Below are 23,025 nucleotides of genomic sequence, written 5' to 3' on the forward strand. Positions count from 1 at the left end.
ACGCTTCCGGCGATTTTGCTTCCGGCCGGATGAAAACACCCATCAGTTCATCTGGCTCAAAGCCCCATGAAAGACACAGGCAGAAGGGTATGGCCGTGGGTTCTAAGCCCCCTCTGCCAACGCATTCAGCGGCAGCATCGTCGTGGACTTGATCTCTTCCATGGACAACAACGCCGTGACATTGTGCACACGCACCTCCGAGATGAGCGACTGATAGAACTGATCATAGGCACGTGCGTTCTTGACCCGGACTTTCAGGATATAGTCGATATCACCCGCCAACCGGTGCGCCTCTTGCACTTCGGGGTGATCCTTCAATGCTTTCAGGAATTTACGTTGCCAGTCCGCCTCATGTTCCGAGGTGCGGATCAAAACAAAAAAGGTGGCTTCGAACCCAAGTGCCTCGGCATCCAGCAGCACCGTTTGCTGGCCGATGATTCCCGCCCCCTTGAGCTTGCGAATGCGATTCCAGACAGGCGTCTTTGAACTGCCGACCCGAGCCGCAATTTCGTCCAATGATTGGCCTGCGTCCCGTTGCAGCTCGACCAGAATTTTTCGATCCGTGTCATCTATCCGCACCGACATTCCAATTTTCCTTCTGTTTCGACACCCCTGTTCCGGTTTTCCCGAAAATCGGAACATTCGTCCTTATTTCAGCGGCGATATGGCGCTTTGGTGGGAATATTTCCTATATTGAGGGTCAAGTCAAACAATGTCCGAGACGATCCGATGCAGGATTTTCACACAACCAAGCCCAAAGGTCATGTCGACTTTGTCGGCGCCGGGCCCGGTGACCCCGAATTGCTGACGCTCAAGGCGTTGGCCGCATTCGAGCGCGCGGATGTGGTGCTGCATGATCGCCTGATCAGCAAGCCTGTGCTGGACATTGCCGCCCAGAACGCCGCTTTGGTCGATGTCGGCAAGGCCGGGTTCGGCCCCTCGTGGAAGCAAAGCGATATCGACGCGCTTCTGGTTGAACACGCCCTGAATGGCAACCGTGTGGTGCGTCTCAAATCGGGGGATCCCACAATCTTTGGCCGCCTGGACGAAGAAATCGAGGCCGTCGACGCGGCCGGCATATCCTGGCAGATCATTCCCGGCATCACGGCGGCCTCTGCCGCAGTGGCTGGCATCGGTCAAAGCCTGACCCGCCGTGGACGCAACTCATCGGTGCGTTTTTTGACCGGGCACGACATGCAAGGATTCGCGGATCACGATTGGAACGCTCTGGCTCAGGCCGGTTCCGTGGCGGCAATCTACATGGGCAAGAAATCCGCTCGGTTCATTCAGGGCCGTCTGATCATGCACGGCGCCGATCGCACCACCCCCATTACCCTGGTCGAGAATGCCTCGCGTCCCGACCAACGGATTTTGGCCACCACCTTGGACCAGTTGCCCACCGATCTGGCCGCCGCCGAAATGGATGGACCGGCCCTGACCTTCTATGGCCTTGCCCCGCGCGAAGCGGCGCAGGCCGTAACCGAATTCAACAAGGAGCTTGCCTGATGGCCCGCGCTTTTACTCCCAAAGTCGTAACTGCAAATGACTTGCTCGAAGGTGACGTGATTTACCTGACCGAAGATGACCGCTGGTCCCGTGACCTGAGCGAGGCAGAACTGATCACCGACGAGGCGCATGCGCAGGTTCGCCTGCTGGATGCCGCGCGTCAGGCAAACAAAATCGTGGGCGCTTATCTGGCCGATGCCGTCGCTGGCGAAAACGGCCCCGAGCCCACCCATTTCCGGGAAGACTTCCGCCGCACTGGTCCGTCCAACTATGCCCACGGCAAACAGGAAACTTCCCCGCAGCCCCGGGCCTGACCTCTGGCCCTTCTCTCTCCCCTTCAAGGCCCCAGGTTCGGGGCTGCAACCAAGGACAGCTAGACATGTATCGCTACTCCGAGTTTGACAAAGATTTTCTGGCAGAGCGTAACGCGCAGTTCCGCGCTCAGGTCGAGCGCCGCATCGACGGTTCGCTGACCGAAGATGAATTCAAGCCGCTGCGCCTGATGAACGGCCTGTATCTGCAACTGCACGCATACATGCTGCGGGTCGCCATTCCCTACGGCACGCTGAACAGCGCACAAATGCGCCAATTGGCCCTGCTGGCTGAAAAGTGGGACAAGGGTTATGGCCATTTCACCACCCGTCAGAACATCCAGTACAACTGGCCGAAACTGAAAGATGTGCCAGACATGCTGGACGCGCTGGCCGAGGTCGGCATGCACGCCATCCAGACCTCGGGCAACACCATCCGCAACGTGACCGCCGACCATTTCGCCGGTGCCGCCGCGGATGAGGTCGCCGACCCGCGCCCCTATGCCGAACTGTTGCGCCAGTGGTCGACCGACCACCCGGAGTTCCAGTTCATGCCGCGCAAGTTCAAGATCGCCATCACCGGTTCGGAAAACGACCGCGCCGTGATCAAAGCGCATGACATCGGCCTGCAACTGGTCGAACTTGACGGCGTTCTGGGTGCGCGCGTCATCGTCGGTGGCGGCCTGGGCCGTACGCCCATGATCGGCAAGGAACTGTCCGAGTTCGTCGCATTCGATGATCTGCTGGCCTATCTGGAAGCCACCGTGTCGGTCTGGAACCAGATCGGTCGCCGCGACAACAAGTACAAGGCGCGCATCAAGATCACCGTGCATGAACACGGCATCGACGCCATCCGCGCCAAGGTGAATGAACGTTTCTTGCAGGTTCGCCCACAGTTTAAGGGCGCCGACATGGCGCTGCTGGATGAGATCAAGGGCCATTTTGCGCCTCCGGCCTTCCGCGAAGGTTCGGTTGCGTCGTTTGAATGCGCCTATTCCAACGATCCGGTTTTCCGGTCGTGGGTCGATACCAACATCGCGCCGCACAAGAACGCGGACCACGCGATCGTTACGATCTCGATCAAGAAACACGGCCAGACGCCGGGTGATGCGACCGCCGAGCAGATGCGCGTGATGGCCGATCTGGCCGAAGAATTCGCCTATGATGAGCTGCGTATCAGCCACGAGCAGAACGTGATCCTGCCGCACGTCCACAAATCGGACCTGCCCGCGATCCACGCCAAGCTGAAACAGCACGAACTGGCCACCGCCAATATCGGCCTGATCAGCGATATCATCGCCTGCCCCGGCATGGATTACTGCGCGCTGGCGACGGCCCGCTCGATCCCGGTTGCTCAGGAAATTGCGACCCGCTTTGAAGAGTTGAAGCTGGAGCATGATATCGGGCACCTGAAGATCAAGATCTCGGGCTGCATCAACGCCTGCGGCCACCACCATGTGGGCCATATCGGCATCCTGGGCCTGGATCGTGCAGGCGTCGAAAACTACCAGATCACCCTGGGTGGCGACGCCACCGAGACGGCCGCGATCGGCGACCGCACCGGTCCGGGCTTTGCCTATGACGAGATCGTGCCGGCCGTGGAACGCATCGTCGACACCTACCTGGATCTGCGCGAGAGTGCTGAAGAAACCTTTCTGATGACCTATCGCCGCGTCGGCATGGAGCCGTTCAAGGCCGCTCTCTACCCCGAGGCTCGGGCGAATGCCGCTTGATCTGATCCAAACGGAACTGGGCAAAGACCGCAGCGACCTGACCGAGAAGGTCAACGCATTGAATGCCCGGTTCCGTCACCACAGCGCCCATGACGTGATGCATGGCGCCCTTGAAGAGATCGATGCGCTTGCACTGGTCTCAAGCTTTGGTGCGGAATCGGTGGTGCTGCTGCACATGGCTGCGGTGATCGACAAGATGACGCCGGTGTTGTTCGTGGATACCCAATTGCTGTTCACCGAAACGCTGGAGTACCAGCAGGAAGTCAGCGAGCGCCTGGGGCTCAGGAACATCCGGATCATCCGGGCGGATGACGAAGAACTGCAACGCGAAGACCCCTATGGCGCGCTGCGCCTGCGGGATACGGATGCGTGCTGCAACCTGCGCAAGACCTTTCCTTTGCAGCAAGCCCTGACCGGGTATTGCGGTTGGATTACCGGCCGGAAACGGTTCCAGTCCGGCACGCGCGCCGCGCTCGAGTTTTTCGAGGTCGAAGACGGCACGGGCCGGATCAAGGTCAATCCGCTGGCCCATTGGGCGCCGGACGATGTGCGCGCCTATATGGAAGAAAACAACCTGCCCCGGCACCCGCTGGTGGCCAAAGGATACCCTTCGATCGGCTGTGCGCCCTGCACTTCGCCGGTGAAGGAAGGCGAAGACCCCCGCGCCGGCCGCTGGCGCGATCAGAACAAGGAAGAATGCGGCATTCATTTTGTCGATGGCAAGATGGTGCGCATCGGAGAGAAAACATGAACGTAATCGTAACGGATGAGGGCTTTTCGCCCGATGACTGGACCGACGGCTTTGTCACTCTGGATGATGCCGCAAATGACGTGGTTGCGCTGGACGTCAGCTCGGACACGGACCCGGATGAGCTTTTTGACCGCTTGGGCAGTGCCAAGCTGGTTCGGGTGGATTTTCCATCCTTTGCCGACGGTCGCGGCTTTACCATCGCCCGCACCCTGCGCCTTAAGGGCTATACGGGACGCTTGCGCGCCAAGGGTCATGTTCTGGCAGACCAGTATGCCATGGCACGTCGCTGCGGCTTTGACGAAGTTGAGATTGACGGAGACCTGGCAGATCGCCAGCCCGAAGATCAGTGGCTTTCCCGGGCCAACTGGAAAGAGAACAACTATCAGGCGCGTTTGCGCGGTTAAAAGCCGCCCATCGCCAGCTTGAAACGCAAAGGGGGCAATCTGTCCCCTTTTCCTGACTTGGATCAAAGATTAAACGGAGATGTCGGTTTAGCAGACCGGCAGGTAAACGATGACAGAGATGAAGCCCGTGAGCGAAGCAACTGCCGTGAAGGCCCCGGTCCTGCCGGACGCGCAAACTGTAACCGAGGTCAAGCATTGGACCGACAGCCTGTTCTCTTTCAAGGTGACGCGCCCCGCCACGCTGCGTTTCCGCTCGGGCGAGTTCGTGATGATTGGTCTGCTGGGCGACAATGGCAAGCCATTGCTGCGCGCCTATTCAATCGCTTCGCCGTCGTGGGACGATGAGCTGGAGTTCTATTCGATCAAGGTTCAGAACGGCCCGCTGACGTCGAAGCTTCAGCATATCAAGCCCGGCGACCAGATCATCCTGCGCCCCAAGCCGGTTGGCACGTTGGTGCATGACGCCCTGCTGCCGGGCAAACGCATCTGGTTCTTTGCCACCGGCACTGGCTTTGCCCCGTTTGCTTCGTTGTTGCGTGAACCGCAAACATATGAAGATTATGACGAGGTGATCATCACCCATACCTGCCGCGAAGTGGCCGAACTGGAATATGGCCGCCAATTGATCGACAGCATCCGTCAGGATGAAATGCTGGCCGAACTTATTGGCGAAGGCTTTGCCGACAAGATCCGCTATTACCCGACGACCACGCGCGAAGAGAGCCCCAAGATGGGCCGGATCACCGACCTCCTGAAGGATGGCACCGTGTTCAGCGATCTGGGCATCGAAGGCGGGATCAAGCCCGAAACCGATCGCGCCATGGTCTGCGGTTCGCTGGCTTTCAACCTGGACATCAAGGAAATCCTTGAAGGCTTTGGTCTGCGCGAAGGCGCGAATTCCGAACCCAAAGAGTTCGTGATCGAAAAGGCCTTTGTCGGCTAAAGGCACCCTGCGTTCGGAGCTTTGCAGCCCCGAACGCAAAATTCAGCGGACAAAACACTGTTTTTTCGCAACTGCCGGCGTTTATGCCGCTTGAAGTGTGGCCCGGCCCGGTTTAAATTCCGGGCTCGAAATTCTGCAATTATCAAAGGAATGAACCCATAGCTCGCAGACCTCACAACGCGCCGCCACAACGAGACACCGGCCCGCGCGTCAATGATAAGATCCGTGCCCCCGAAATTCGCCTGATTGGCGCCGAAGGTGAAAATGTCGGGGTGGTTCATCCCGCCAAAGCCATGCAGATGGCCGCTGATGCCGGTCTTGATCTGGTCGAAATTTCGCCCAATGCGAACCCACCGGTCTGCAAGATCATGGACTTCGGCAAATTCAAATATGAAACGCAGAAACGCGAAGCCGAAGCCCGCAAGAAGCAAAAGATCATCGAGGTGAAAGAGGTCAAGTTCCGACCCAACACCGACACGCATGATTATGACGTCAAGATGCGCAACGTCTTCAAGTTTCTGGAAAACGGCGACAAGGTCAAAGTTACCCTGCGTTTTCGCGGTCGCGAAATGGCACACCAGAACCTGGGCCGCGAATTGCTGGAGCGCGTTGCCGAGGACGTCAAGGACTTGGGCAAGATCGAAAACATGCCCAAGATGGAAGGCCGTCAGATGATCATGATGATCGGCCCGCTGCCGCAGAAATAATCCGGTCCAAAGATCGAAACGGTCCAAGCCCCTTCTCTCTTGAAGGGGCTTTTTTTGCTCAGGGCGCGTGCCTGTTGCGCAACCAACGGGCCGCGTCCCGGAAATCGAACACCAGCGAGGTGATATCGACGATCAGAAGCACCCGGAGAAAGCCGGCAAAGGCTGGGCTCAGGGGGTCTTCGGAAAACAGCAAAAGCGTCACGATGATGACCAACGGTACCCAGCACAGAATGTGCGGCAAGGCCATCGCACCGCTCATCCCGCGTGCACCCAACATGATAGGCACGTTCAGCGCCATGCCTGAAATTGCAAGCAATGCAATCAGGTGCCCCTGTGGCTGATCCAGAAATGCCAACGGAAGCAGGTTTACCGGTACCAAAATGAAGGCTACCCAGACCTGCACCCACACAGGGAGCGTTCGGAAACTGAGCCAGATATCCAGCACCATGGACGTCGCCTTTTCCAATTCCATTGCCCACGACACATAGCAAACGCGTCGCAGGCAAACAGGGTGCTCACGGCATTGTCAGAGAACGGCTGAAAAAGAGCGTTCCAGTTTGCTGACAAGTTCGCCTATCTGCTCGTCATTTATGATGAATGGCGGCGCAAGAAGTATATGGTCTCCGTTCCGGCCATCCCGAGTGCCCGCCATGGGATAACAGATCAACCCTTCGGCCAGCGCCGCCTTCTTTATCTTTCCGGCAATACCCAACGACGGATCAAAGGGCGTCTTCGTCTCGCGATCCGCCACCAATTCCACACCCCGGAACAGGCCACGGCCACGCAAATCGCCCACGTTCGGGTGCTGTCCAAACGCGGCTTCCAGTGCGGAATGCAGTTTGCTGCCCATGTGTCCGGCGCGCGCCGGCAAATCACCCACTGTCAGTTCACGGACCACCGCCAGAGCCGCAGCCGTAGCGACAGGATGGCCGACATAGGTATGCCCATGTTGGAAAAACCCTGATCCATCGCGAATTGCGCCATAGATTTCATCGGTGCACAGCATCGCCCCGATCGGTTGATATCCTGCGCCCAACCCTTTGGCGATGCAAAGAATATCCGGTGCAACGCCGTCGTGATCACAGGCGAACAGATGACCGGTGCGCCCCATGCCGCACATTACCTCATCCAGAATCAGCAGCACGCCATATTGGTCGCAGATTTCCCGGATGCGTTTGAAATACCCCTCAACCGCCGGAACCGCGCCAAGCGTAGCACCGACAACCGGCTCGGCCATGAAGGCCATAACCGTTTCGGGACCCAGGCGCAGTAGTTCCGCCTCCAGCTCGTTGGCGACGCGCTGACCATAGTCAAAGCTGCTCTCACCCTCGGGCTTTTCGGCATATTCATAACAGGCCGAGATATGGGTCATTTCGATCAGCATCGGCGCGAATTGAGCCCGTCTCCAGGCGTTTCCCCCGGCAGACAAGGCCCCCAGAGTGTTGCCATGATAGCTTTGCTTGCGCGCGATCACGTGGCGGCGCTCGGGCTGCCCGATTTCCAGAAAATACTGGCGCGCCAATTTGATGGCCGCTTCGGTCGCCTCGGACCCGCCCGATACGAAGTACACCCGGTCCAGATCCCCCGGCGCGTGCTGGACCAGCAGATCGGCCAATGCCTCGGCCGGTTCCGAGGTCATGAACCCGGTATGGGCAAATGCGATCTGTTCCACCTGCTGTTGCACGGCCCGGATCACTGCCGGGTTGGAATGCCCCAGACAGGACACGGCCGCATCGCCGCAATCCAGATATCGCTTGCCCTCGGCATCGATCAGATAAGCGCCGTCGCCACCCGCCGCGACGGGAAGTTCAGATTTGGTGTGGCGTGGGAAAACATGACTCATGTTCCGGTCCTTCCAAGTGTTTCAACCAAAGCTGCGACCGAGGCCGCGTTGTCCGTCCAGAGCGTGCCATCCGGTGCCGTCAGGCTGTTTTCGAATCCAACACGCAGGTTACCGCCGCGCCGCGCGGTTTCGACCAGACAGTCATGTTCCTGCGTCCCAAAAGCGCACACCATCCAATTGGCCGGGCTGGACGGAAACGCATCCAGATCCGCTGGCACGGATTGCTGATTCTGACTGTAGCGTCCCAACACAAGCAATCGGTCTGTCTGGTCCGGCTGGACGATACCTTTTGACTGCCAGTCTTCCAGCAGCTTCACATCTTCCGTGTCGTAGAGAATATGCTGAACCCGCGTGCCCTGAGCCGCACATAGCGCATAGACCCGAGGCGCAAGATCAACGGTCCGCGCGATTTCTCGGACTGAAATCGAGGCCCATTCAGGCCGGACCCGTTGCAGACATTCAAACTGCGACGATACGTCGAACACGCCTGCTGCCTCGGTGGTGATCTGAACATCCATGCCCGGCACCACCCTTTTCAGTTCCGCGATTGTTTCGCGATACAATCCGGCATCCAGCGTGTGATGCCCGTCGGCATCCCGTACATGCAGGTGTATGCCATTCGCCCCAGCTTCGTGGCAGCCCCGCGCCGTTGCGACGATCTGATCCGTCGTGACTGGCAAGGCCGGGTGATCCGCGCGGCCCCGCCGGGCCCCGTTCGGAGCAACCAGTATATATGGTTTTCCGATGGTTTTCGCTGTGCTCTCGGTCACTGCGCCCTCGTGTTCCTCTGTCCTCAGCTAATGAGCCCAAGTTTCGTTTTCAATTTACCAAATGGAAAACATATGTTTTGTTTGCCGCATGACCCGCACTCTTACCGCCATCGTTACGCAATTGCGCCGCGAGATCGATGAAATGCCTGCGCAAATGCAGGTCGCTGTAAAGTATATCATCGATCATCCCGCCGAGTTCGCATTGAATTCGATCCGAACCACCACCGATCGCATCGGCATCAGCTCGAACGTTCTGATCCGGCTGGCGCAACGCATGGGGTATGACAGCTTTGACGCTTTTCGGCGCCCATTTCGAAACGCTCTGACAACCGATGGTGAGGACAGGTTTGGGCAGGATTGGCTGGAACACCTAAAGGAACAAGGACAGTTTGGTGCGGCGCAGGCACGATTTGCGCAGAACGAAATAAATGTCGTGGCCAGATCGCTGCGTCTCATGGCCCCCCATTTGACGGAACAGGCCGTCGCGCACATCAGATCGGCGCGTCGCTGTTATGTGACGGCCACACGATCCAGCCACGCGCTGGCCTATTACTTTCACTACGCTGCACGCATGGCCCATCCCGGGCTTCAGCTGGTGCCCCGCCACATGGGTTCGGCCATCGACGATCTGGTCGAAGCCACCGCCGAGGATTGTCTGTTTGCCATCACGGTTCACCCCTATTCCGCCGACACGATTCAGGCGATGCGGTATGCTCGGGACCGGTCGATGCGCATCGTCCTGTTGTCGGATAGCGAGGTCATCGCCCCGGGGGTTGAACCGGATGTCGTCCTGCCTGTCAGCACGCGAACCTTGCACCCGTTTTCCAGTTTTTCGGGGGCAATGGCCGTTCTTGAATGCCTGCTGGGCCATTTGTTTGACGCCGGCGGAGAGACCGCCAGAGAAAGAGTGGATGCCTATCAGAAAGCGCGGGAAGATACCGGTGCGTATTGGCGACCCGGCGTATTGCCAAAGCTCAGAAAACCATAAGCCGGTTCGGTCAAAGCCTCTGGGGTCAACCTCAGAATTCAGCCCCGTTCAGGATCAGCGGCCGATCATTCTTTTCGTTTGGCGCGCGGCTGCGGTCTGGTCGGGATTTCCTTCAACAATCCTCCGACCCCCATTCCGGCAATATCCGATCCGGTCGTTTCGATCCCGCAGGCAACCCGTGACAGAACCCAATCCGCCCCGTTCAACGCCGGAGATCGTGCGCACCCGGGCAACCCGATCACCGGTCGATCCTGCATCGCACCCAGAAACAGCAGGTTTCCCGGATCAACCGGCATCCCGAACCGATCCACCCGCCCACCGGCAAACCGAACAGCAGACGGGGCAACATCGTCCGGGTCCGAGGTCGCGGATCCGGTCAGGATCATGAGCAGATCACCGGTCGTTCTGGTAACCGCCTTGGCCAGCGCATCCACGCGATGCGGCACGATCTGCACATCACACAAATCCAGACCCAGTGCTTCGGTCCGTCCGCGAATGGCGGCGATCCCCTTATCGTTGGGCGGGCCGCCGGGGATATCCGTGACGATCAAACCTGCCGTCTTGTGAACGGGTCTTGCCAGGCGCACGGCCCCTTGCGCCAAATTGGCGGCCCGCCGAACATCAGCCTCTGGCACGGCATATGAGATGACCTTGATGGTGGCGACCATGCCATTCGGGCCCATCTGCTGGTATTGCGGAACCGTCGCAACCGTGATCATCGGGTTGACCTGATTGAACATTTCCAGCGCATCCACATCCAGAACCGCCACGCCCGGCCCGTCCGCCAACAGGTTGACCCGGCCGGTGAACGCGTCTGTCACGCGCAGATTGGCCGACGCCGCATCTGGTGCAAGAGCCGCGGCCAAACGACGTGCGGCCTCGTCTTCGTGACAATCGCCGGGTTCAAGGCGCGCAACGATCACTTCGCGGATGTCCGCCTGCGTCAACTGCGCCATATGCTCTGCTTGCAGTGACAGCCCCTTGCGCAGCTTTTGACCGTCAGCTGTCACCGAATGGGCCAGAATGGCGCCTTTTGCTTCGGAGACGGGTACCGGACCAAACCTCATGCCTTGCCTCGCAGAACGGCCGTCATCTGCGCCAGAATTGCAACGGCAATCTCGGATGGGCCGGCAGCCCCGATATCCAACCCGATTGGCCCATGAATCCTCGAGATTTGCTGTTGGCTGAAACCGGCTGCTTTCATACGCTCGACGCGTTTGGCGTGGGTACGTGTCGATCCCAATGCACCAATGTAAAACACGCCCGCATCCAGTGCAGCTTGCAACGCCGGATCATCCAGCTTTGGATCATGTGTCAGCAGGACAATTGCGGTGCGCGCATCCAACCCGAGTTTTGCAACGGCCTCATCCGGCCAATCCGTAAGGATCGTTTCCCCCGGAAAACGGGCGCTGGATGCAAACGCGTCGCGCGGGTCAATTATGGCGGGATCATACCCGGCAATTCGCGCCATCGGCACCAATGCCTGTGCGATATGCACCGCACCAACAACGATCAATCGCAGCGGCGGGTTGTGAACAGCCACAAAGGTCTGACCATCTTCTTCAAAACCAGACCGATCCATGCGCAGCCGTTCCGCATAGGCGTTACGACGCAAGGCTCTGTGCCCGGTATCGATATTGACTTCGTAAGCGATGGGTTCACGCGCTGCCCGGGCTGCAACCAGTTCCGCAAGCATCGGTTCGGGCAGTACCTTTCCAACGGGTTCGACAAGAACGCGAATGGTCCCGCCACAGGCCAGCCCGACCGCAAAGGCATCTTCGTCGCTCACCCCGAATTCCAGCAAGCGGGCTTCGCCTTCGTCAATGGCCTCAAGCGCCTCGACGATCACCGCGCCTTCGACACAGCCGCCAGACACAGAGCCTTCGATCCGACCATCGCCGCCGATCACCAGCTGGGAACCCACCCGGCGTGGCGCGCTGCCCCAAGTTTCGACAACCGTGGCAAGCGCGGCGCCGCTGCCATTGCGGTGCCACTTCAATGCCGTTTCCGGGCTGTTGTCGAATCGTTCCATCAGGACCTCCAGACGTCATCTGTCTCCAACATAGGCAGGATTGGCGGGATGAAAAGCGCAACGCCCCTGTCAAAACGTCTATGTTGAACCTTGCAAGCCGATGCTAAAGCCTGAGCAATATTCAATAAATCATAGTATTGATTGTTATGTGCCCGGGTTTTAGCTTGTGCGGGCAGCGGGCCGGTTGCCCAAGCTGCATACCAAACACATTTTTTCGGAGACAAGCAGTTGAAACATTATCTTGCACTGGGCGCAGTGGTTGGCCTTTTGACTTCGACCGCAGCGTGGGCTGACACATTCGAACGTTATGGAGAGGTCGAGGGCTGGAAAGTCTTCATCGACAACGAAAAGAAATCCTGCCTGATCGAGGCGGTGGACGATGCGGAAAACGTCGTTCAGATGGGCCTGACCGAAGATCGCGGCGTGGGGTATGTGGGGGTATTCACCAAAGCCGATACCGACATCAAACGTGGCGAAACACAAGAAGTGGCCATCCTGATCGGCGACAACATCTATCTGGGTGAAGCCACAGGTATGAAAGGCAACATCACTAAGGGTTATTCCGGAGGCTATGTTCTGTCAGACAACCCACAATTCGCGGATGATCTGGCCAAGAAAAAGGTCATGATCGTGTTCCCCGAGACATCCTATGCATTTACCGTCGATCTGACCGGCACCTACAAGGCCATGGAAATGGCCCGGAAGTGCAACGAAGAACAGTTGTCGTAACGGTCTAATCGGAAAGCGCGGCCATCAGCCGTGCTTTCTGTCCCTGGTCGTCAGGTTGTGAAATCACGGCGGCCAGGTCCTCGAGCGAGGCAATCGAGTGCCCTGCCCTGAAACTGTCGACATGGGGCAGCATGGCCGCCACCCCCTGGGCCTTGGGGGCAAACCCGTCCCAGCGCAGCAGAGGGTTCAGCCAGATCAGGCGTTTGGAGGACAGGTGCAGCCGCTCGATCTCTTTCTCAAGGCTCTCCGGGTCACCCCGTTCCAAACCGTCGGTGATCAAAAGAACAACCGCACCTTGCCCCATGACACGTCTTGACCAGTCTCTGTTGAACTGATGCAGACAGTCGCCGATGCGTGTGCCCCCTTCCCAGTCCTGCGCCTCGGCCCCGGCAGCGGCAAGCGCTGCGTCAACATCCCGATGATGCAAATGGCGGGTTATGTTGGTCAGGCGCGTGCCGAAGGTGAAGGCATGAACCTTGGCCCAACCTGCCCCTTTGGCGTTCGAGACGGTGTGCAGGAAATGCAGAATGACTCGGCTGTATTGGCTCATCGAACCCGAAATATCGCAAAGCGCCACAAGATTTGGCCATCGCGGTTTGGGTTGCAGTCGGGCGATATCACGCAATTCGCCCCCTTGCCGCATGGCTGCGCGCAATGTGCGGGCGCGGTCGATACGGTGCCCCAGATGGCTGGCCTGTCCGCGGCGCGATTCAATGGGTTTGACCGGCAGGGTCATCCGCGCCAACACGCGTTTGGCTTGCGCGATTTCTGCGGTGCTCATCTGTTCGAAGTCAAGGTTGCGAAGACGCTCTTCGGACGATGCCGTTTGCGTGGCGTCAATCTCGATTTCGGTTTCGCCCTCGTCTTGCGCAGCCGGCTGGGGCGCGTCACGTTCGACACCATCCAGCAGGGCCTCGGCTGCGCGCTTTTCACCGGCATCCGCTTTGCGTTCCTCTTGCACGCCCCGAATGGCAGGAAGCATCATGGCCATCATGTGTTCCATGTATCGCGGGTCGCGCCAGTACATTCGGAAGACCTGCGCAAACACCGTGCGATGTTCGGGGCGGTTCACGAAACAGGCGTGCAGCGTCCAGTAGAAATCCCGTTTCTGGGTGAAACCTGCCGCCTGCACGGCACGAATTGCATCGATCACCCGCCCCGGACCAATCGGCAGCCCCGCCTTCCGCAGCGCGCGGGCAAAATGGGTGATGTTGTGCGCCAGCTTTGGGTTGTCAGGAATATCCAGCGGGACTTGCTCGGCCATAGCGCGTCAGGCCGGTTCAAGCGTCGCTTTGGCCTCATCCAGAATTCGCTTGGCCTCAGACCCTTGCAGCTTCTGGATGTCGTCCTGGTATTTCAGAATCGCCCCCAGCGTGTCACCGATCACCTCGGGGCTAAGGTTCATCACGTCCAGCGCCAGCAGACACTTGGCCCAGTCAATGGTTTCGGCCACGCCGGGTTTCTTGAACAGGTCCTCGGTGCGCAGACGCTGGACGAAAGCCACGACTTCGCGGCTGAGCGCATCGGCGGCCTCCGGCGCGCGCGCGTGCAGAATTTCGATCTCGCGTTCGAAATCGGGATAATCGACCCAGTGATACAGGCAGCGACGCTTGAGGGCATCGTGCACTTCGCGGGTTCGGTTCGACGTGACAATCACAATGGGTGGTTCGGGTGCTGAAACAGTTCCCAATTCAGGGATCGTGACCTGAAAATCACTCAGAGCTTCCAGCAGAAAGGCTTCGAACGGTTCATCGGTCCGGTCCAGTTCGTCGATCAGAAGAACCGGTGCTCCGTTTTCGTCGGGGCGCATTGCTTGCAGCAAGGGGCGTTCGATCAGGTATTCATCCGAAAACAGTTCCGCCTGCAACGCGCCCCGGTCGGCCCCGCCCGAAGCTTCGGCCGTTCGGATCGCAACCATCTGCGCCGGAAAGTTCCATTCGTAAACGGCCGAGGACGCATCCAGACCTTCGTAGCACTGCAAGCGGATCAAACGGCGGTTCAGACCGGATGCCAGCGCCTTGGCGATTTCCGTCTTTCCAACTCCGGCTTCGCCTTCCAGAAACAACGGGCGTCCAAGCTTCAGCGACAGGAACACAACCGTGGCAAGGGCCCGTCCGCAGACATAGCCCTGACGGCCCAGCATCTGCTGCACGGCATCGATGGAATTTGGCTGCGTCATGGAATTCCTCTCTACTTCGCGGACAAACAGGTCACGCAAGCGCCTTTGCGTCAAGGCCCCAGCCCCTGTCAGAGCTACGACGTTCCGGTTGGTTGACAAGTTTTTTCGGCAACTCGTTCCGGGCTGGTTGGTCTTTCGGGGCAGCTATGCTAGCGGAAGGCCATGACTGATACCCTCACGATCCGCCGCCCCGACGATTGGCATCTGCATCTGCGCGATGGCGCCATGTTGCAGGCCGTTCTGCCCGAAACTGCACGTCATTTCGCCCGTGCGATCATTATGCCGAACCTCGTGCCGCCGGTCGTGCGCGGGGATCAGGCCGCCGCTTACCGCGACAGAATCCTGGCCGCCCTGCCCGACGGCATGGTGTTCGAGCCACTGATGACCCTGTACCTGACCGAGGATACAGACGCGCAGGACGTCGCCGCCGCCCATGCCAGCGGGCTGATAAAAGCGGTCAAGCTGTACCCCGCAGGGGCCACGACCAATTCGGCCTCGGGCGTGCGTGACTTTGACAAAGTGCGCCCGGTTCTGGAGAAAATGGCCGAGATCGGCCTGCCCATGTGTGTCCATGGTGAAGTGACCGACGCCGAGATCGACATCTTTGACCGCGAGGCCGTGTTCATCGACCGCGTTCTGGACCCGATCCGAAAATCGACGCCGGGTCTGCGCGTGGTGATGGAACATATCACCACGTCCAATGGCGTGGACTATGTCAAAGCCAACGAAACGGATCTGGGCGCGACGATCACCGCGCACCACCTGATCATCAACCGCAACCATATTCTGGTGGGCGGGATCAAACCGCATTACTATTGCCTTCCGGTCGCCAAGCGCGAGGAACATCGCCTGGCCCTGCTGGCTGCCGCAACGTCGGGCGACCCGAGGTTCTTCCTGGGCACGGACAGCGCTCCGCACACGGATGCAAACAAGGAAATGGCCTGTGGCTGTGCGGGGTGTTTCACCGCGACGAATACCATGTCTCTGGTGGCCGAGATGTTCGACCGCGAAGGTGCGCTGGACAAGCTCGAGGCGTTCGTCTCGCTCAACGGGCCGGGCTTTTACCGCCTGCCGGTGAACGAAGAGACGATGACCCTGACCAAGGGCGAGCCGGTTGCATACCCGTCAAAGATCGACACGGGCGATGGACCTGTCACGGTGTTCGACCCGGGCTTTCCACTGCACTGGAGCGTGGCTTAACCCGCCATACGTTCGGCCAGATCACGGGCGCGACCGCCGGTGCGCAGCATCGACCAGATCGCGTCCGCCTCATCCGTTCCGATCAGCTTCGACGCTTTGGCGCGCACGCGATCCTCGCGGTCAGACAACGACATTGGGGTCATCAGGTCATGCGTCGCCTCGCGGCGGATACCGTCGCGACGCAACAAGGCCAGATGCGCCTGCGTTTCCGACAGGTTTTCATCCGCTTCGACCGTGATGCGATCTTGCAGAGACGCAATGCGCGGGTCCGCGCAGACCTTGTCGGTGTAGCTGCCCGGTAAAGCCGTATCATACCCCAGCGCCTGCATTGCGATGACCGTCCGGTAAGAGAACTTGGCCCCCAGCCCGGTTGTGGGCGAAAGCTGATTGCACACACTCATCCAACGGGGATGGGTTTTGATTTTGATCTCGGCCACTTCGGGTTCCGCGATGTCCAGCGCGCGCGCCGCCTCCAACGCCGCGTGCAGGCCGTGACAACAGGCGTGGAATTTGTGGCTGACTGTTTCGAACAACCATTCATCACCCAAACCATCCAGCGCGCTTTGATCCGCTGCACCATGATGGGTCGCGCCAAATCCATACGTGCCTTCCAGCGCGTCGGCGTTGGGTTGAAATCCACGCTGAATAAGCACAGCCGCCTCGACCCCTGCCGAAGCGGCAAGCCCAGCATTGTAAGGCTTGCCCATTGTTCCGAACTGGGCCTTCAGCCCGGCCGCGCGCGTTGCCGTCAAACCCAATACGGACCGCATTTGAACCTTGTCGAATCCAAGCAACCGCCCCACGGCGGCAGCGGCCCCGAATGCACCGGATGTCGCTGTCTGGTGAAACCCGGCCTGATAATGCCCCCTGCCCAGCCACAGGCCGACACGGATTGACGTTTCCATACCGACCAGCGCGGCTTCGAGCAGATCGACCAGAATGCGGTCATCCCACTCGGCCACGGCAAGGGTCGCAGGCAGGATGGCGACTGACGGATGCCCGATATGTGCGAAATGCGTGTCATCGTAATCCAGCGCGTGGGATATGGTTCCATTCACCAAAGCTGCGCTGCGCAATGGGGCCGCGCCCCCTCCGAACAGATGAGCCTGAGCGTTCCCGCCCTCGGCCAGAACCATATCGCGAACTATGCAGGACACCGGCTCGGACGCCCCTGCACGACCAACCGCCATCCAATCCAGAACGGACAGCGACGTGACAATCCGCGCCTGAGCCGTCGTTGAAACCGGGCCCGCCGCGAAGGTGGCCAATGCTGCTGTGAAATCCGTCATGAGCGCAGTCTAGCGTGCGCCCTTGCCGCGTAAAGTCCTAGCCGTAGAGTTCTTTCGCACGCGCCTCGAAGGCACGGACGATCCGCTGCATGGCTTCGTTGAACACTACGCCGATGATCCCCTGAAGGATGGCGTTCTTGAATTCGAAATCCACATGGAACGAGATGTTGCAGCCCCCATCGGGCGCGTCCTCGAACTGCCAGTCGGATTTCATGTATTTGAAAGGCCCGTCCAGATACTCGGTATCGATCTTCTTCTGATCTGCAAACAGGGTCACCCGACTGCCGAACCGTTCGCGGAACACCTTGAACGAGATGACCAGATCGGCCTCCATCACCTCGGCCTCACCGACCGCATAGGTCTTGCGGATCCGGGCCGCGGCGCACCAGGGCAGAAACTTTGGGTAGCTGCCCACATCCGCAACAAGATCATACATCTGCTGGGCTGTGTATGGCAGGTGGCGGGTTTCCGAATGGATTGGCATGGTGTCCGGTATTTGCAGGTGACAATGGCGCGTCATGTCGTATGTTGCGCGCCAAAGATCAAGGGGGCTGCGATGACTAACCGCGCATATGTGATAGATGAGATGATCTCGGCCAAGGCCATCGCGGCGCGGATCGAAGAGTTATGCCGCGAAATCACGGATGAGTTCGGCGATACCGACAAGCTTGTCGTCGTGGGATTGCTGCGCGGCAGTTTCGTCTTCATCGCCGATCTGGTGCGGGAACTGGACCTGCCGATCGAAGTGGATTTCCTTGAGGCGTCCTCGTATGGCGATTCGATGGAGAGCAGCCGGGAAGTGCGCATTCTCAAGGACTTGCGCGGCGCCATCGAAGGCCGCGACGTGTTGGTGGTCGAAGATATCGTCGACACCGGGCACACGCTGAACCACGTCACCAACCTGCTGCGCAGCCGCAAGCCGAAACGGCTCAAGTCGATTGCCCTGCTCGACAAACCCAGCCGTCGCGAAGTTGATTTCCGGTCAGACTGGATCGGCTTTGAAATTCCGGATGAATTCGTCGTGGGTTACGGGATCGATTACGCTCAGCGCAACCGCAACCTGCCGTTTATCGGTAAAGTCCGGTTTACCGAGGACTAGCCGCACTTTACCAGGGCAATTTGAGTGGCTACCCAGCGCCTCAAATTCAAAAACCCGAATAATAATAGACAAACTTATTTGCGAGCCCTTACTCTTCCTATCAGCTCGGGAGGATTATGGATGAAGCGTGTAGTTGCGACAGCCGGCGTCGTTATAGCGATCGTGGCACTTGCAAGTTCGGGTGCTGCAAAAGACAATAAGGGCAAAGGGCAAGGTGCCAATAAAAACAAGGTAGAGAAATCCATCAAGTCAAACGGCAAAGCCGTACCGCCCGGTCAAATCAAAAGATACACGCGTGGGCAGAAGCTGCCGAGTGATCTGAGTTTTGACTATATCGACGATCTCGACAACTGGAAGCTCAAGCCTTTGGGGCCCGGCCAGCGCTATATCCGGGTGGATGATGAAATACTCTCGATATCTGATGATACAAAGACAGTTATACAAGCCGTTGGAATCGTTGGCGATCTGGTCAAATAAGTGGATCGTGACTAGCAGGTTTTGCCAAGCACGACATCAATCGCGCTCAGGAAAATCCCGGTTCCAATCGGAATAAGCGCATCCGGGAAATCATAATCCGGGTTGTGCAGTTGCGGATGGTCCTGCCCCGCCCCCAACCAGAACATGGCCGCCTGCGCGCCTTTGCCAAATTGGCCGAAGTCTTCGGAAAAACGCTGTGGCTGATGGACCAGCCGGCACGCGACGCCCCGATCGGCACAGGCTTTGGCCAAAACCGAAACGGTTTCAAGGTCATTGACGCAGGCTTCGAACACCTCGTCATAGCTGATTTCGAACGTCAGACCTTCGGCCTCCGCCGTCTTTCTGACCAGAGTTTCGGCCTCGGTCATCAGGCTTTCCATCCGCGCGTCCGAAACCGTACGCAGGGTCACCCACAGTTCGGCCTGTCCCGGTGCGACACCAACTGTGCGCTCGCCCAGTGTGGCGTGGGTGACCGTGGTCAAAGCGTAGGTGTCATCCAAGTCGCCACCCGCCCCCAATCTGGCCAATGCCGGAATCAACGTGGACAATGCACCTGCCGGTGACACGCCGTCCTGAGGGGCGGCTGCGTGTGAGGTTTTGCCTGTCAGAACGATTTGCATCCCGCGCGAAGCACAATTCGCGGGACCTTCACACAGTTCCACCGCCCCCAGTTCCAGCCCCGGCAAATTATGCAGAGACAGCACGATGTCAGGGGAAACCTCAGCGAACTGAGGATCGGCCCGATAAGCAATCGCACCATGTCCGGTTTCCTCGGCGGGTTGGAAGATCAGAACCACGCGGCCAGATTTTGGGCGCTGTTCCTTCAACGCCTCCGCCACCCCGAGAACCATCACCATGTGGCCATCATGGCCGCACAGATGCCCCTTGCCTGCAATCCGAGATGTATATTCCAGATCTGAGAGTTCCTGAATTGGCAGCCCATCCAGTTCGCATCGAATTCCAACTGTGGGGCCGGGAACACCGCTTTCGTAAACGGCCGCAACACCGTGCCCGCCGATGCCGCACAAAACCCTGTCCGCACCCGCTTGGCGCAAAAGATCCGCAACCCGCGCCGCGGTATTCTCCTCCTGCCCCGAAAGCTCTGGCTGTTGATGAAACTCGTGGCGCAGGCGGATGAGCTGCGCGATCCGCTCTGGCGTCACGCTTGCTGTAGCTTTGCTTGCCGGGCCGCGCGAAGCCGGGCGAAATCGTCGCCCGCATGGTATGAAGACCGGGTCAGAGGCGTTGCGGATACCATCAGGAACCCCTTGCCATAGGCCGCCTTTTCATAAGATGCGAATTCTTCCGGGGTTACGAACCGATCCACTCCGTGATGTTTCGGAGTCGGTTGCAGATACTGGCCGATGGTCAGGAAATCGATATCCGCCGCGCGCATGTCATCCATGACCTGGCGCACTTGCTGTTCGTTTTCGCCCAACCCGACCATGATGCCCGATTTGGTGAAGATCGACGGATCAAGCTCTTTCACCCGCTGTAGCAGGCGCAGGGAATGAAAGTACCGCGCACCCGGGCGCACTTCGGGGTAGAGACCCGGCACCGTTTCCAGATTGTGGTTGAACACATCCGGTTTCGCTTCGACCACAATCTCAAGGACAGTGTTGTCGCATTTCAGGAAATCCGGCGTCAGAATCTCGATCGTGGTTTTCGGAGAACGATGACGTACCGCGCGGATTGTCTGCGCAAAGTGCTCGGCCCCTCCGTCTTGCAGGTCGTCACGGTCCACCGAGGTGATCACTACGTGGTTCAGGCCAAGTTTTTCGACCGCATGGGCCACGCGACCGGGTTCAAATGCGTCAAGATCGTCGGGGCGACCGGTTGCAATGTTGCAGAAGGTGCAGCCGCGCGTACAAATCTCGCCCATGATCATCATGGTGGCATGGCCTTGGCTCCAGCATTCTCCTACGTTGGGGCACCCTGCTTCTTCGCAGACCGTCACCAGATTGTTGTCGCGCATGATCCGCCGCGTATCCGCATAGCCCTTGCCACCGGGTGCCTTGACCCTGATCCAGTTCGGCTTTTTGGGCTGTGCATTGTCCGGACGATGGGCTTTTTCCGGGTGGCGCTCTTCGGGGATCTTCAGATCTCGCACGGTCGTTTTCCTGACTTTGGGTCAACTCTTGTTGCTCATAACATAGTCAGAAGCGCGGTGTTAGACCAGCGGCGCATAGCCGCTATGCGTTGCACCCTCGCAAGCGCAGAAATACATCATGCGCGTATTCGTATTTGCAATTTAATTTCAATATATAGCAAGACGTTGGCCTTATTCGCAATCGCAGCGTTTACGCGATTGAATGCGGTTTAGAACTGTTTTAATTCACACCAAAATCATATGTGAATCACAGGAGTTTGACTATGAAAACCGGCGCAAAACTGCCCGACGTGACCTTTCACACCCGTGTCCGTGACGATTCCATCGAAGGACCAAACCCATTCCGTTGGGAAGACAAGACGACAGCTGACTATTTCGCCGGTAAGCGCGTGATCCTGTTCTCATTGCCGGGTGCGTTCACCCCGACCTGTTCGACTTATCAGCTGCCTGGGTTTGAGAACGGCTATGCCGATTTCAAAGCCATGGGAATCGACGAAATTTACTGCATGTCCGTAAACGACAGTTTCGTGATGAACAAATGGGCCCAGGATCAGGAGCTGAAGAATGTAAAAGTCATCCCCGACGGATCGGGGGAGTTCACCCGGAAAATGGGCATGTTGGTCGACAAGGACAATCTGGGTTTCGGAATGCGCTCGTGGCGCTATGCGGCCATCGTCAATGATGGCGTTGTCGAGGCGTGGTTCGAAGAGCCCGGCCTGATGGACAATTGCCCGGAAGATCCCTATGGCGTGTCCTCGCCGGACAACCTGATGAAACACCTGAAGGCGTCAGCAGAACCTGAAATGGCCTAAGCCGCAAATCCAAAGAAAAGGCCCGTATACACCGGGCCTTTTTTTCTGATCAGCCGATCATCCGATCTCGTTCCGCCTGTTCCTGATAATGCCGTTTCAGCCGTTGCAGGGCGATCCGCAGGACGATTTTGCCGGACCGCGCTGACCAACCCATTCGCTTTTCCGCCAGCTCTAACCCTTCCAGATAGCAACAGCATCGCAACGCAACATCACTCAGACCTGGCCCCAGGTCGGATAAGGCACGTGCAACGCGGTCCTTCGCATCAGAAGCCCCCTTTCCCCCATGGCTTTCACTGTCAAAACTGCTTCGACCACCTGTCGTCAGAAAACGATCCCAGTTCTGCGAAACCTGAGGGCCGATCTGTGCCAGCTCAAAATCTTCGCGCAAGCGCTCGCCGGCGCTGACGAGGGAGTCATCCAGAAACGGTTTTCCGTCACGATCCCGTCTGCGCGACAATGCAATTAACGGACTTTCCGCAGCACTGTACCGAATGCGTTTGACCCGCTCGGCGGACCCGCCCGAAGGCTTGCCCTGAAAGCTACTCTGAGCTTCGGCAAAACCAAAGTCAGTCCCGGCACGCGCCTTGTTTTCTACCTTGGCGATCAAATGACTTAGCGCCGTTCGTCCCGCTGCGGAAATCCGATATCGCGAAATGCGTCCGGGATTGTCGCAGGTGATCCAGTCCTTCAAAGCCAGGGCCTGCGCGATCCTGCACTCTACGACTGCGGTTCTTGTAGCCCCGGCATTGCCGGTGTCGCGTACGACGACCGCCTTGTCCATTTCCTCGGCCACGGCAAGGACCGAACCCGTCTCGCTCAGGCGGCGCAACACACGCAGTGCCTCATTTTCAAATTCTTCTTCAGCCGCGTTTTCTGACCCGCTTGCCGGGCCGTCTGCGCACTCCGAAGCTGAAAAATGTGTCTCTGCGAGCGATTGCAAGGCCGCATCCACCAGTGGATCGTCGCGGCGCATTTCGATGCGTCGAATTTGCCTGAGGATAGTTGACGCATGGCACCCGGCTGATCGCGCGATATCGCGGATCGAGCGACCGGTCTCGGTATGAGCAAGGTATCTTTGCGCCCCTTCTGGAACCCATGCCGGAATGGTGAAAGCCATGTTGTTTTCCATAATTATTTGCCCT

Annotated in this window: 26 protein-coding genes; 13 read left to right on the forward strand and 13 right to left on the reverse strand. The window is 58.6% G+C overall.

Annotated features, from left to right (window positions below; genetic code table 11):
• Nucleotides 1–102: 102 nt before the first annotated feature.
• Complete coding sequence (locus ACR0A2_RS04090; RefSeq protein WP_480834128.1) at nucleotides 103–585, reverse strand: Lrp/AsnC family transcriptional regulator; 483 nt, start codon at nucleotides 583–585, stop codon at nucleotides 103–105.
• A gap of 144 nt (nucleotides 586–729) precedes the next feature.
• On the opposite strand from ACR0A2_RS04090, the gene cobA reads away from it, so the two are divergent.
• The 7 genes from cobA to infC all read left to right on the forward strand — a co-directional run bounded on the left by cobA (nucleotide 730) and on the right by infC (nucleotide 6,355).
• Entirely contained in the window at nucleotides 730–1,506 is a 777-nt protein-coding gene (gene cobA, locus ACR0A2_RS04095) for a uroporphyrinogen-III C-methyltransferase (RefSeq protein WP_152457838.1), read from the forward strand.
• The gene (locus ACR0A2_RS04100) at nucleotides 1,506–1,820 is read left to right on the forward strand and encodes a DUF2849 domain-containing protein (RefSeq protein ID WP_152457837.1); all 315 of its coding nucleotides are present in this window, start codon (nucleotides 1,506–1,508) and stop codon (nucleotides 1,818–1,820) included. Before cobA ends, ACR0A2_RS04100 begins: the two co-directional genes overlap by 1 nt.
• 65 nt (nucleotides 1,821–1,885) lie before the next feature.
• Nucleotides 1,886–3,550, forward strand: coding sequence for a nitrite/sulfite reductase (locus tag ACR0A2_RS04105; RefSeq protein ID WP_480834130.1), 1,665 nt, complete (start codon nucleotides 1,886–1,888; stop codon nucleotides 3,548–3,550).
• Nucleotides 3,540–4,301 (forward strand): phosphoadenylyl-sulfate reductase, encoded by a 762-nt coding sequence (locus ACR0A2_RS04110; RefSeq protein WP_171116163.1) that lies wholly within the window; start codon nucleotides 3,540–3,542, stop codon nucleotides 4,299–4,301. Before ACR0A2_RS04105 ends, ACR0A2_RS04110 begins: the two co-directional genes overlap by 11 nt.
• Nucleotides 4,298–4,705: a DUF934 domain-containing protein gene (locus ACR0A2_RS04115; protein WP_171116164.1), complete on the forward strand. Its 408-nt coding sequence runs from the start codon at nucleotides 4,298–4,300 to the stop codon at nucleotides 4,703–4,705. Before ACR0A2_RS04110 ends, ACR0A2_RS04115 begins: the two co-directional genes overlap by 4 nt.
• Nucleotides 4,706–4,814: 109 nt before the next feature.
• Nucleotides 4,815–5,648 carry a ferredoxin--NADP reductase gene (locus tag ACR0A2_RS04120; protein ID WP_480834131.1) on the forward strand — a complete coding sequence of 278 codons (834 nt, stop codon included), beginning with the start codon at nucleotides 4,815–4,817 and terminating at the stop codon, nucleotides 5,646–5,648.
• A 245-nt stretch (nucleotides 5,649–5,893) separates the two neighbouring features.
• A complete protein-coding gene (gene infC, locus ACR0A2_RS04125; protein WP_437181686.1) occupies nucleotides 5,894–6,355 on the forward strand; it encodes a translation initiation factor IF-3 in 462 nt (153 codons plus the stop codon).
• Between the two features lie 58 nt (nucleotides 6,356–6,413).
• Here infC and ACR0A2_RS04130 read toward each other — a convergent pair whose 3' ends face one another.
• The 3 genes from ACR0A2_RS04130 to ACR0A2_RS04140 are packed head-to-tail and all read right to left on the reverse strand — an operon-like array spanning nucleotide 6,414 to nucleotide 8,968.
• On the reverse strand, nucleotides 6,414–6,827 hold the full coding sequence (locus tag ACR0A2_RS04130; protein ID WP_480834132.1) for a hypothetical protein: 414 nt from the start codon (nucleotides 6,825–6,827) through the stop codon (nucleotides 6,414–6,416).
• 54 nt (nucleotides 6,828–6,881) lie between these two features.
• Complete coding sequence (locus ACR0A2_RS04135; RefSeq protein ID WP_480834133.1) at nucleotides 6,882–8,198, reverse strand: aspartate aminotransferase family protein; 1,317 nt, start codon at nucleotides 8,196–8,198, stop codon at nucleotides 6,882–6,884.
• Nucleotides 8,195–8,968 (reverse strand): beta-keto acid cleavage family enzyme, encoded by a 774-nt coding sequence (locus ACR0A2_RS04140; RefSeq protein ID WP_480834134.1) that lies wholly within the window; start codon nucleotides 8,966–8,968, stop codon nucleotides 8,195–8,197. Before ACR0A2_RS04140 ends, ACR0A2_RS04135 begins: the two co-directional genes overlap by 4 nt.
• Before the next feature lie 88 nt (nucleotides 8,969–9,056).
• On the opposite strand from ACR0A2_RS04140, the gene ACR0A2_RS04145 reads away from it, so the two are divergent.
• Nucleotides 9,057–9,956 carry a MurR/RpiR family transcriptional regulator gene (locus ACR0A2_RS04145; protein WP_480834135.1) on the forward strand — a complete coding sequence of 300 codons (900 nt, stop codon included), beginning with the start codon at nucleotides 9,057–9,059 and terminating at the stop codon, nucleotides 9,954–9,956.
• A gap of 65 nt (nucleotides 9,957–10,021) precedes the next feature.
• On the opposite strand, the gene ACR0A2_RS04150 is transcribed toward ACR0A2_RS04145, so the two are convergent.
• Nucleotides 10,022–11,023, reverse strand: a complete 1,002-nt coding sequence (locus ACR0A2_RS04150; protein WP_171231722.1) for a molybdopterin-binding protein — start codon at nucleotides 11,021–11,023, stop codon at nucleotides 10,022–10,024.
• Entirely contained in the window at nucleotides 11,020–11,988 is a 969-nt protein-coding gene (locus ACR0A2_RS04155; RefSeq protein ID WP_152457826.1) for an XdhC family protein, read from the reverse strand. Before ACR0A2_RS04155 ends, ACR0A2_RS04150 begins: the two co-directional genes overlap by 4 nt.
• Nucleotides 11,989–12,216: 228 nt before the next feature.
• On the opposite strand from ACR0A2_RS04155, the gene ACR0A2_RS04160 reads away from it, so the two are divergent.
• A complete protein-coding gene (locus ACR0A2_RS04160) occupies nucleotides 12,217–12,717 on the forward strand; it encodes a hypothetical protein (protein ID WP_152457825.1) in 501 nt (166 codons plus the stop codon).
• Between the two features lie 4 nt (nucleotides 12,718–12,721).
• Here ACR0A2_RS04160 and ACR0A2_RS04165 read toward each other — a convergent pair whose 3' ends face one another.
• A complete protein-coding gene (locus ACR0A2_RS04165) occupies nucleotides 12,722–13,981 on the reverse strand; it encodes a vWA domain-containing protein (protein WP_480834137.1) in 1,260 nt (419 codons plus the stop codon).
• A 6-nt stretch (nucleotides 13,982–13,987) separates the two neighbouring features.
• Nucleotides 13,988–14,896 (reverse strand): AAA family ATPase, encoded by a 909-nt coding sequence (locus tag ACR0A2_RS04170; protein WP_480618600.1) that lies wholly within the window; start codon nucleotides 14,894–14,896, stop codon nucleotides 13,988–13,990.
• 162 nt (nucleotides 14,897–15,058) lie between these two features.
• On the opposite strand from ACR0A2_RS04170, the gene pyrC reads away from it, so the two are divergent.
• Nucleotides 15,059–16,096: a dihydroorotase gene (pyrC, locus tag ACR0A2_RS04175; RefSeq protein WP_480834138.1), complete on the forward strand. Its 1,038-nt coding sequence runs from the start codon at nucleotides 15,059–15,061 to the stop codon at nucleotides 16,094–16,096.
• Here the strand turns inward: pyrC and ACR0A2_RS04180 are convergent.
• Both ACR0A2_RS04180 and ACR0A2_RS04185 read right to left on the reverse strand, forming a co-directional pair.
• Nucleotides 16,093–17,385 carry an MmgE/PrpD family protein gene (locus ACR0A2_RS04180; protein WP_480834139.1) on the reverse strand — a complete coding sequence of 431 codons (1,293 nt, stop codon included), beginning with the start codon at nucleotides 17,383–17,385 and terminating at the stop codon, nucleotides 16,093–16,095. The two genes, pyrC and ACR0A2_RS04180, sit on opposite strands and share 4 nt — an antisense overlap.
• Nucleotides 17,386–17,422: 37 nt before the next feature.
• On the reverse strand, nucleotides 17,423–17,869 hold the full coding sequence (locus ACR0A2_RS04185; RefSeq protein WP_171232045.1) for a type II toxin-antitoxin system RatA family toxin: 447 nt from the start codon (nucleotides 17,867–17,869) through the stop codon (nucleotides 17,423–17,425).
• Between the two features lie 72 nt (nucleotides 17,870–17,941).
• Here ACR0A2_RS04185 and hpt point away from each other — a divergent pair, with 72 nt between their 5' ends.
• Together hpt and ACR0A2_RS04195 are read left to right on the forward strand one after the other, a co-directional pair.
• Nucleotides 17,942–18,484, forward strand: a complete 543-nt coding sequence (gene hpt / locus ACR0A2_RS04190) for a hypoxanthine phosphoribosyltransferase (protein WP_152457820.1) — start codon at nucleotides 17,942–17,944, stop codon at nucleotides 18,482–18,484.
• A gap of 120 nt (nucleotides 18,485–18,604) precedes the next feature.
• On the forward strand, nucleotides 18,605–18,961 hold the full coding sequence (locus tag ACR0A2_RS04195; protein WP_480834140.1) for a hypothetical protein: 357 nt from the start codon (nucleotides 18,605–18,607) through the stop codon (nucleotides 18,959–18,961).
• Nucleotides 18,962–18,972: 11 nt separating this feature from the next.
• On the opposite strand, the gene ACR0A2_RS04200 is transcribed toward ACR0A2_RS04195, so the two are convergent.
• Nucleotides 18,973–20,124 (reverse strand): amidohydrolase, encoded by a 1,152-nt coding sequence (locus ACR0A2_RS04200; protein WP_480834141.1) that lies wholly within the window; start codon nucleotides 20,122–20,124, stop codon nucleotides 18,973–18,975.
• Nucleotides 20,121–21,071 (reverse strand): lipoyl synthase, encoded by a 951-nt coding sequence (gene lipA / locus ACR0A2_RS04205; RefSeq protein WP_171228645.1) that lies wholly within the window; start codon nucleotides 21,069–21,071, stop codon nucleotides 20,121–20,123. The genes ACR0A2_RS04200 and lipA overlap by 4 nt, the downstream gene beginning before the upstream one ends.
• Nucleotides 21,072–21,334: 263 nt before the next feature.
• Between lipA and ACR0A2_RS04210 the strand changes: the two genes are divergently transcribed.
• Nucleotides 21,335–21,883 carry a peroxiredoxin gene (locus ACR0A2_RS04210; RefSeq protein ID WP_171639593.1) on the forward strand — a complete coding sequence of 183 codons (549 nt, stop codon included), beginning with the start codon at nucleotides 21,335–21,337 and terminating at the stop codon, nucleotides 21,881–21,883.
• A 49-nt stretch (nucleotides 21,884–21,932) separates the two neighbouring features.
• Here ACR0A2_RS04210 and ACR0A2_RS04215 read toward each other — a convergent pair whose 3' ends face one another.
• Nucleotides 21,933–23,012, reverse strand: a complete 1,080-nt coding sequence (locus ACR0A2_RS04215; RefSeq protein WP_171639594.1) for a DUF6456 domain-containing protein — start codon at nucleotides 23,010–23,012, stop codon at nucleotides 21,933–21,935.
• Nucleotides 23,013–23,025: the final 13 nt, after the last annotated feature.

Source organism: Ruegeria sp. H8 (assembly GCF_056532905.1).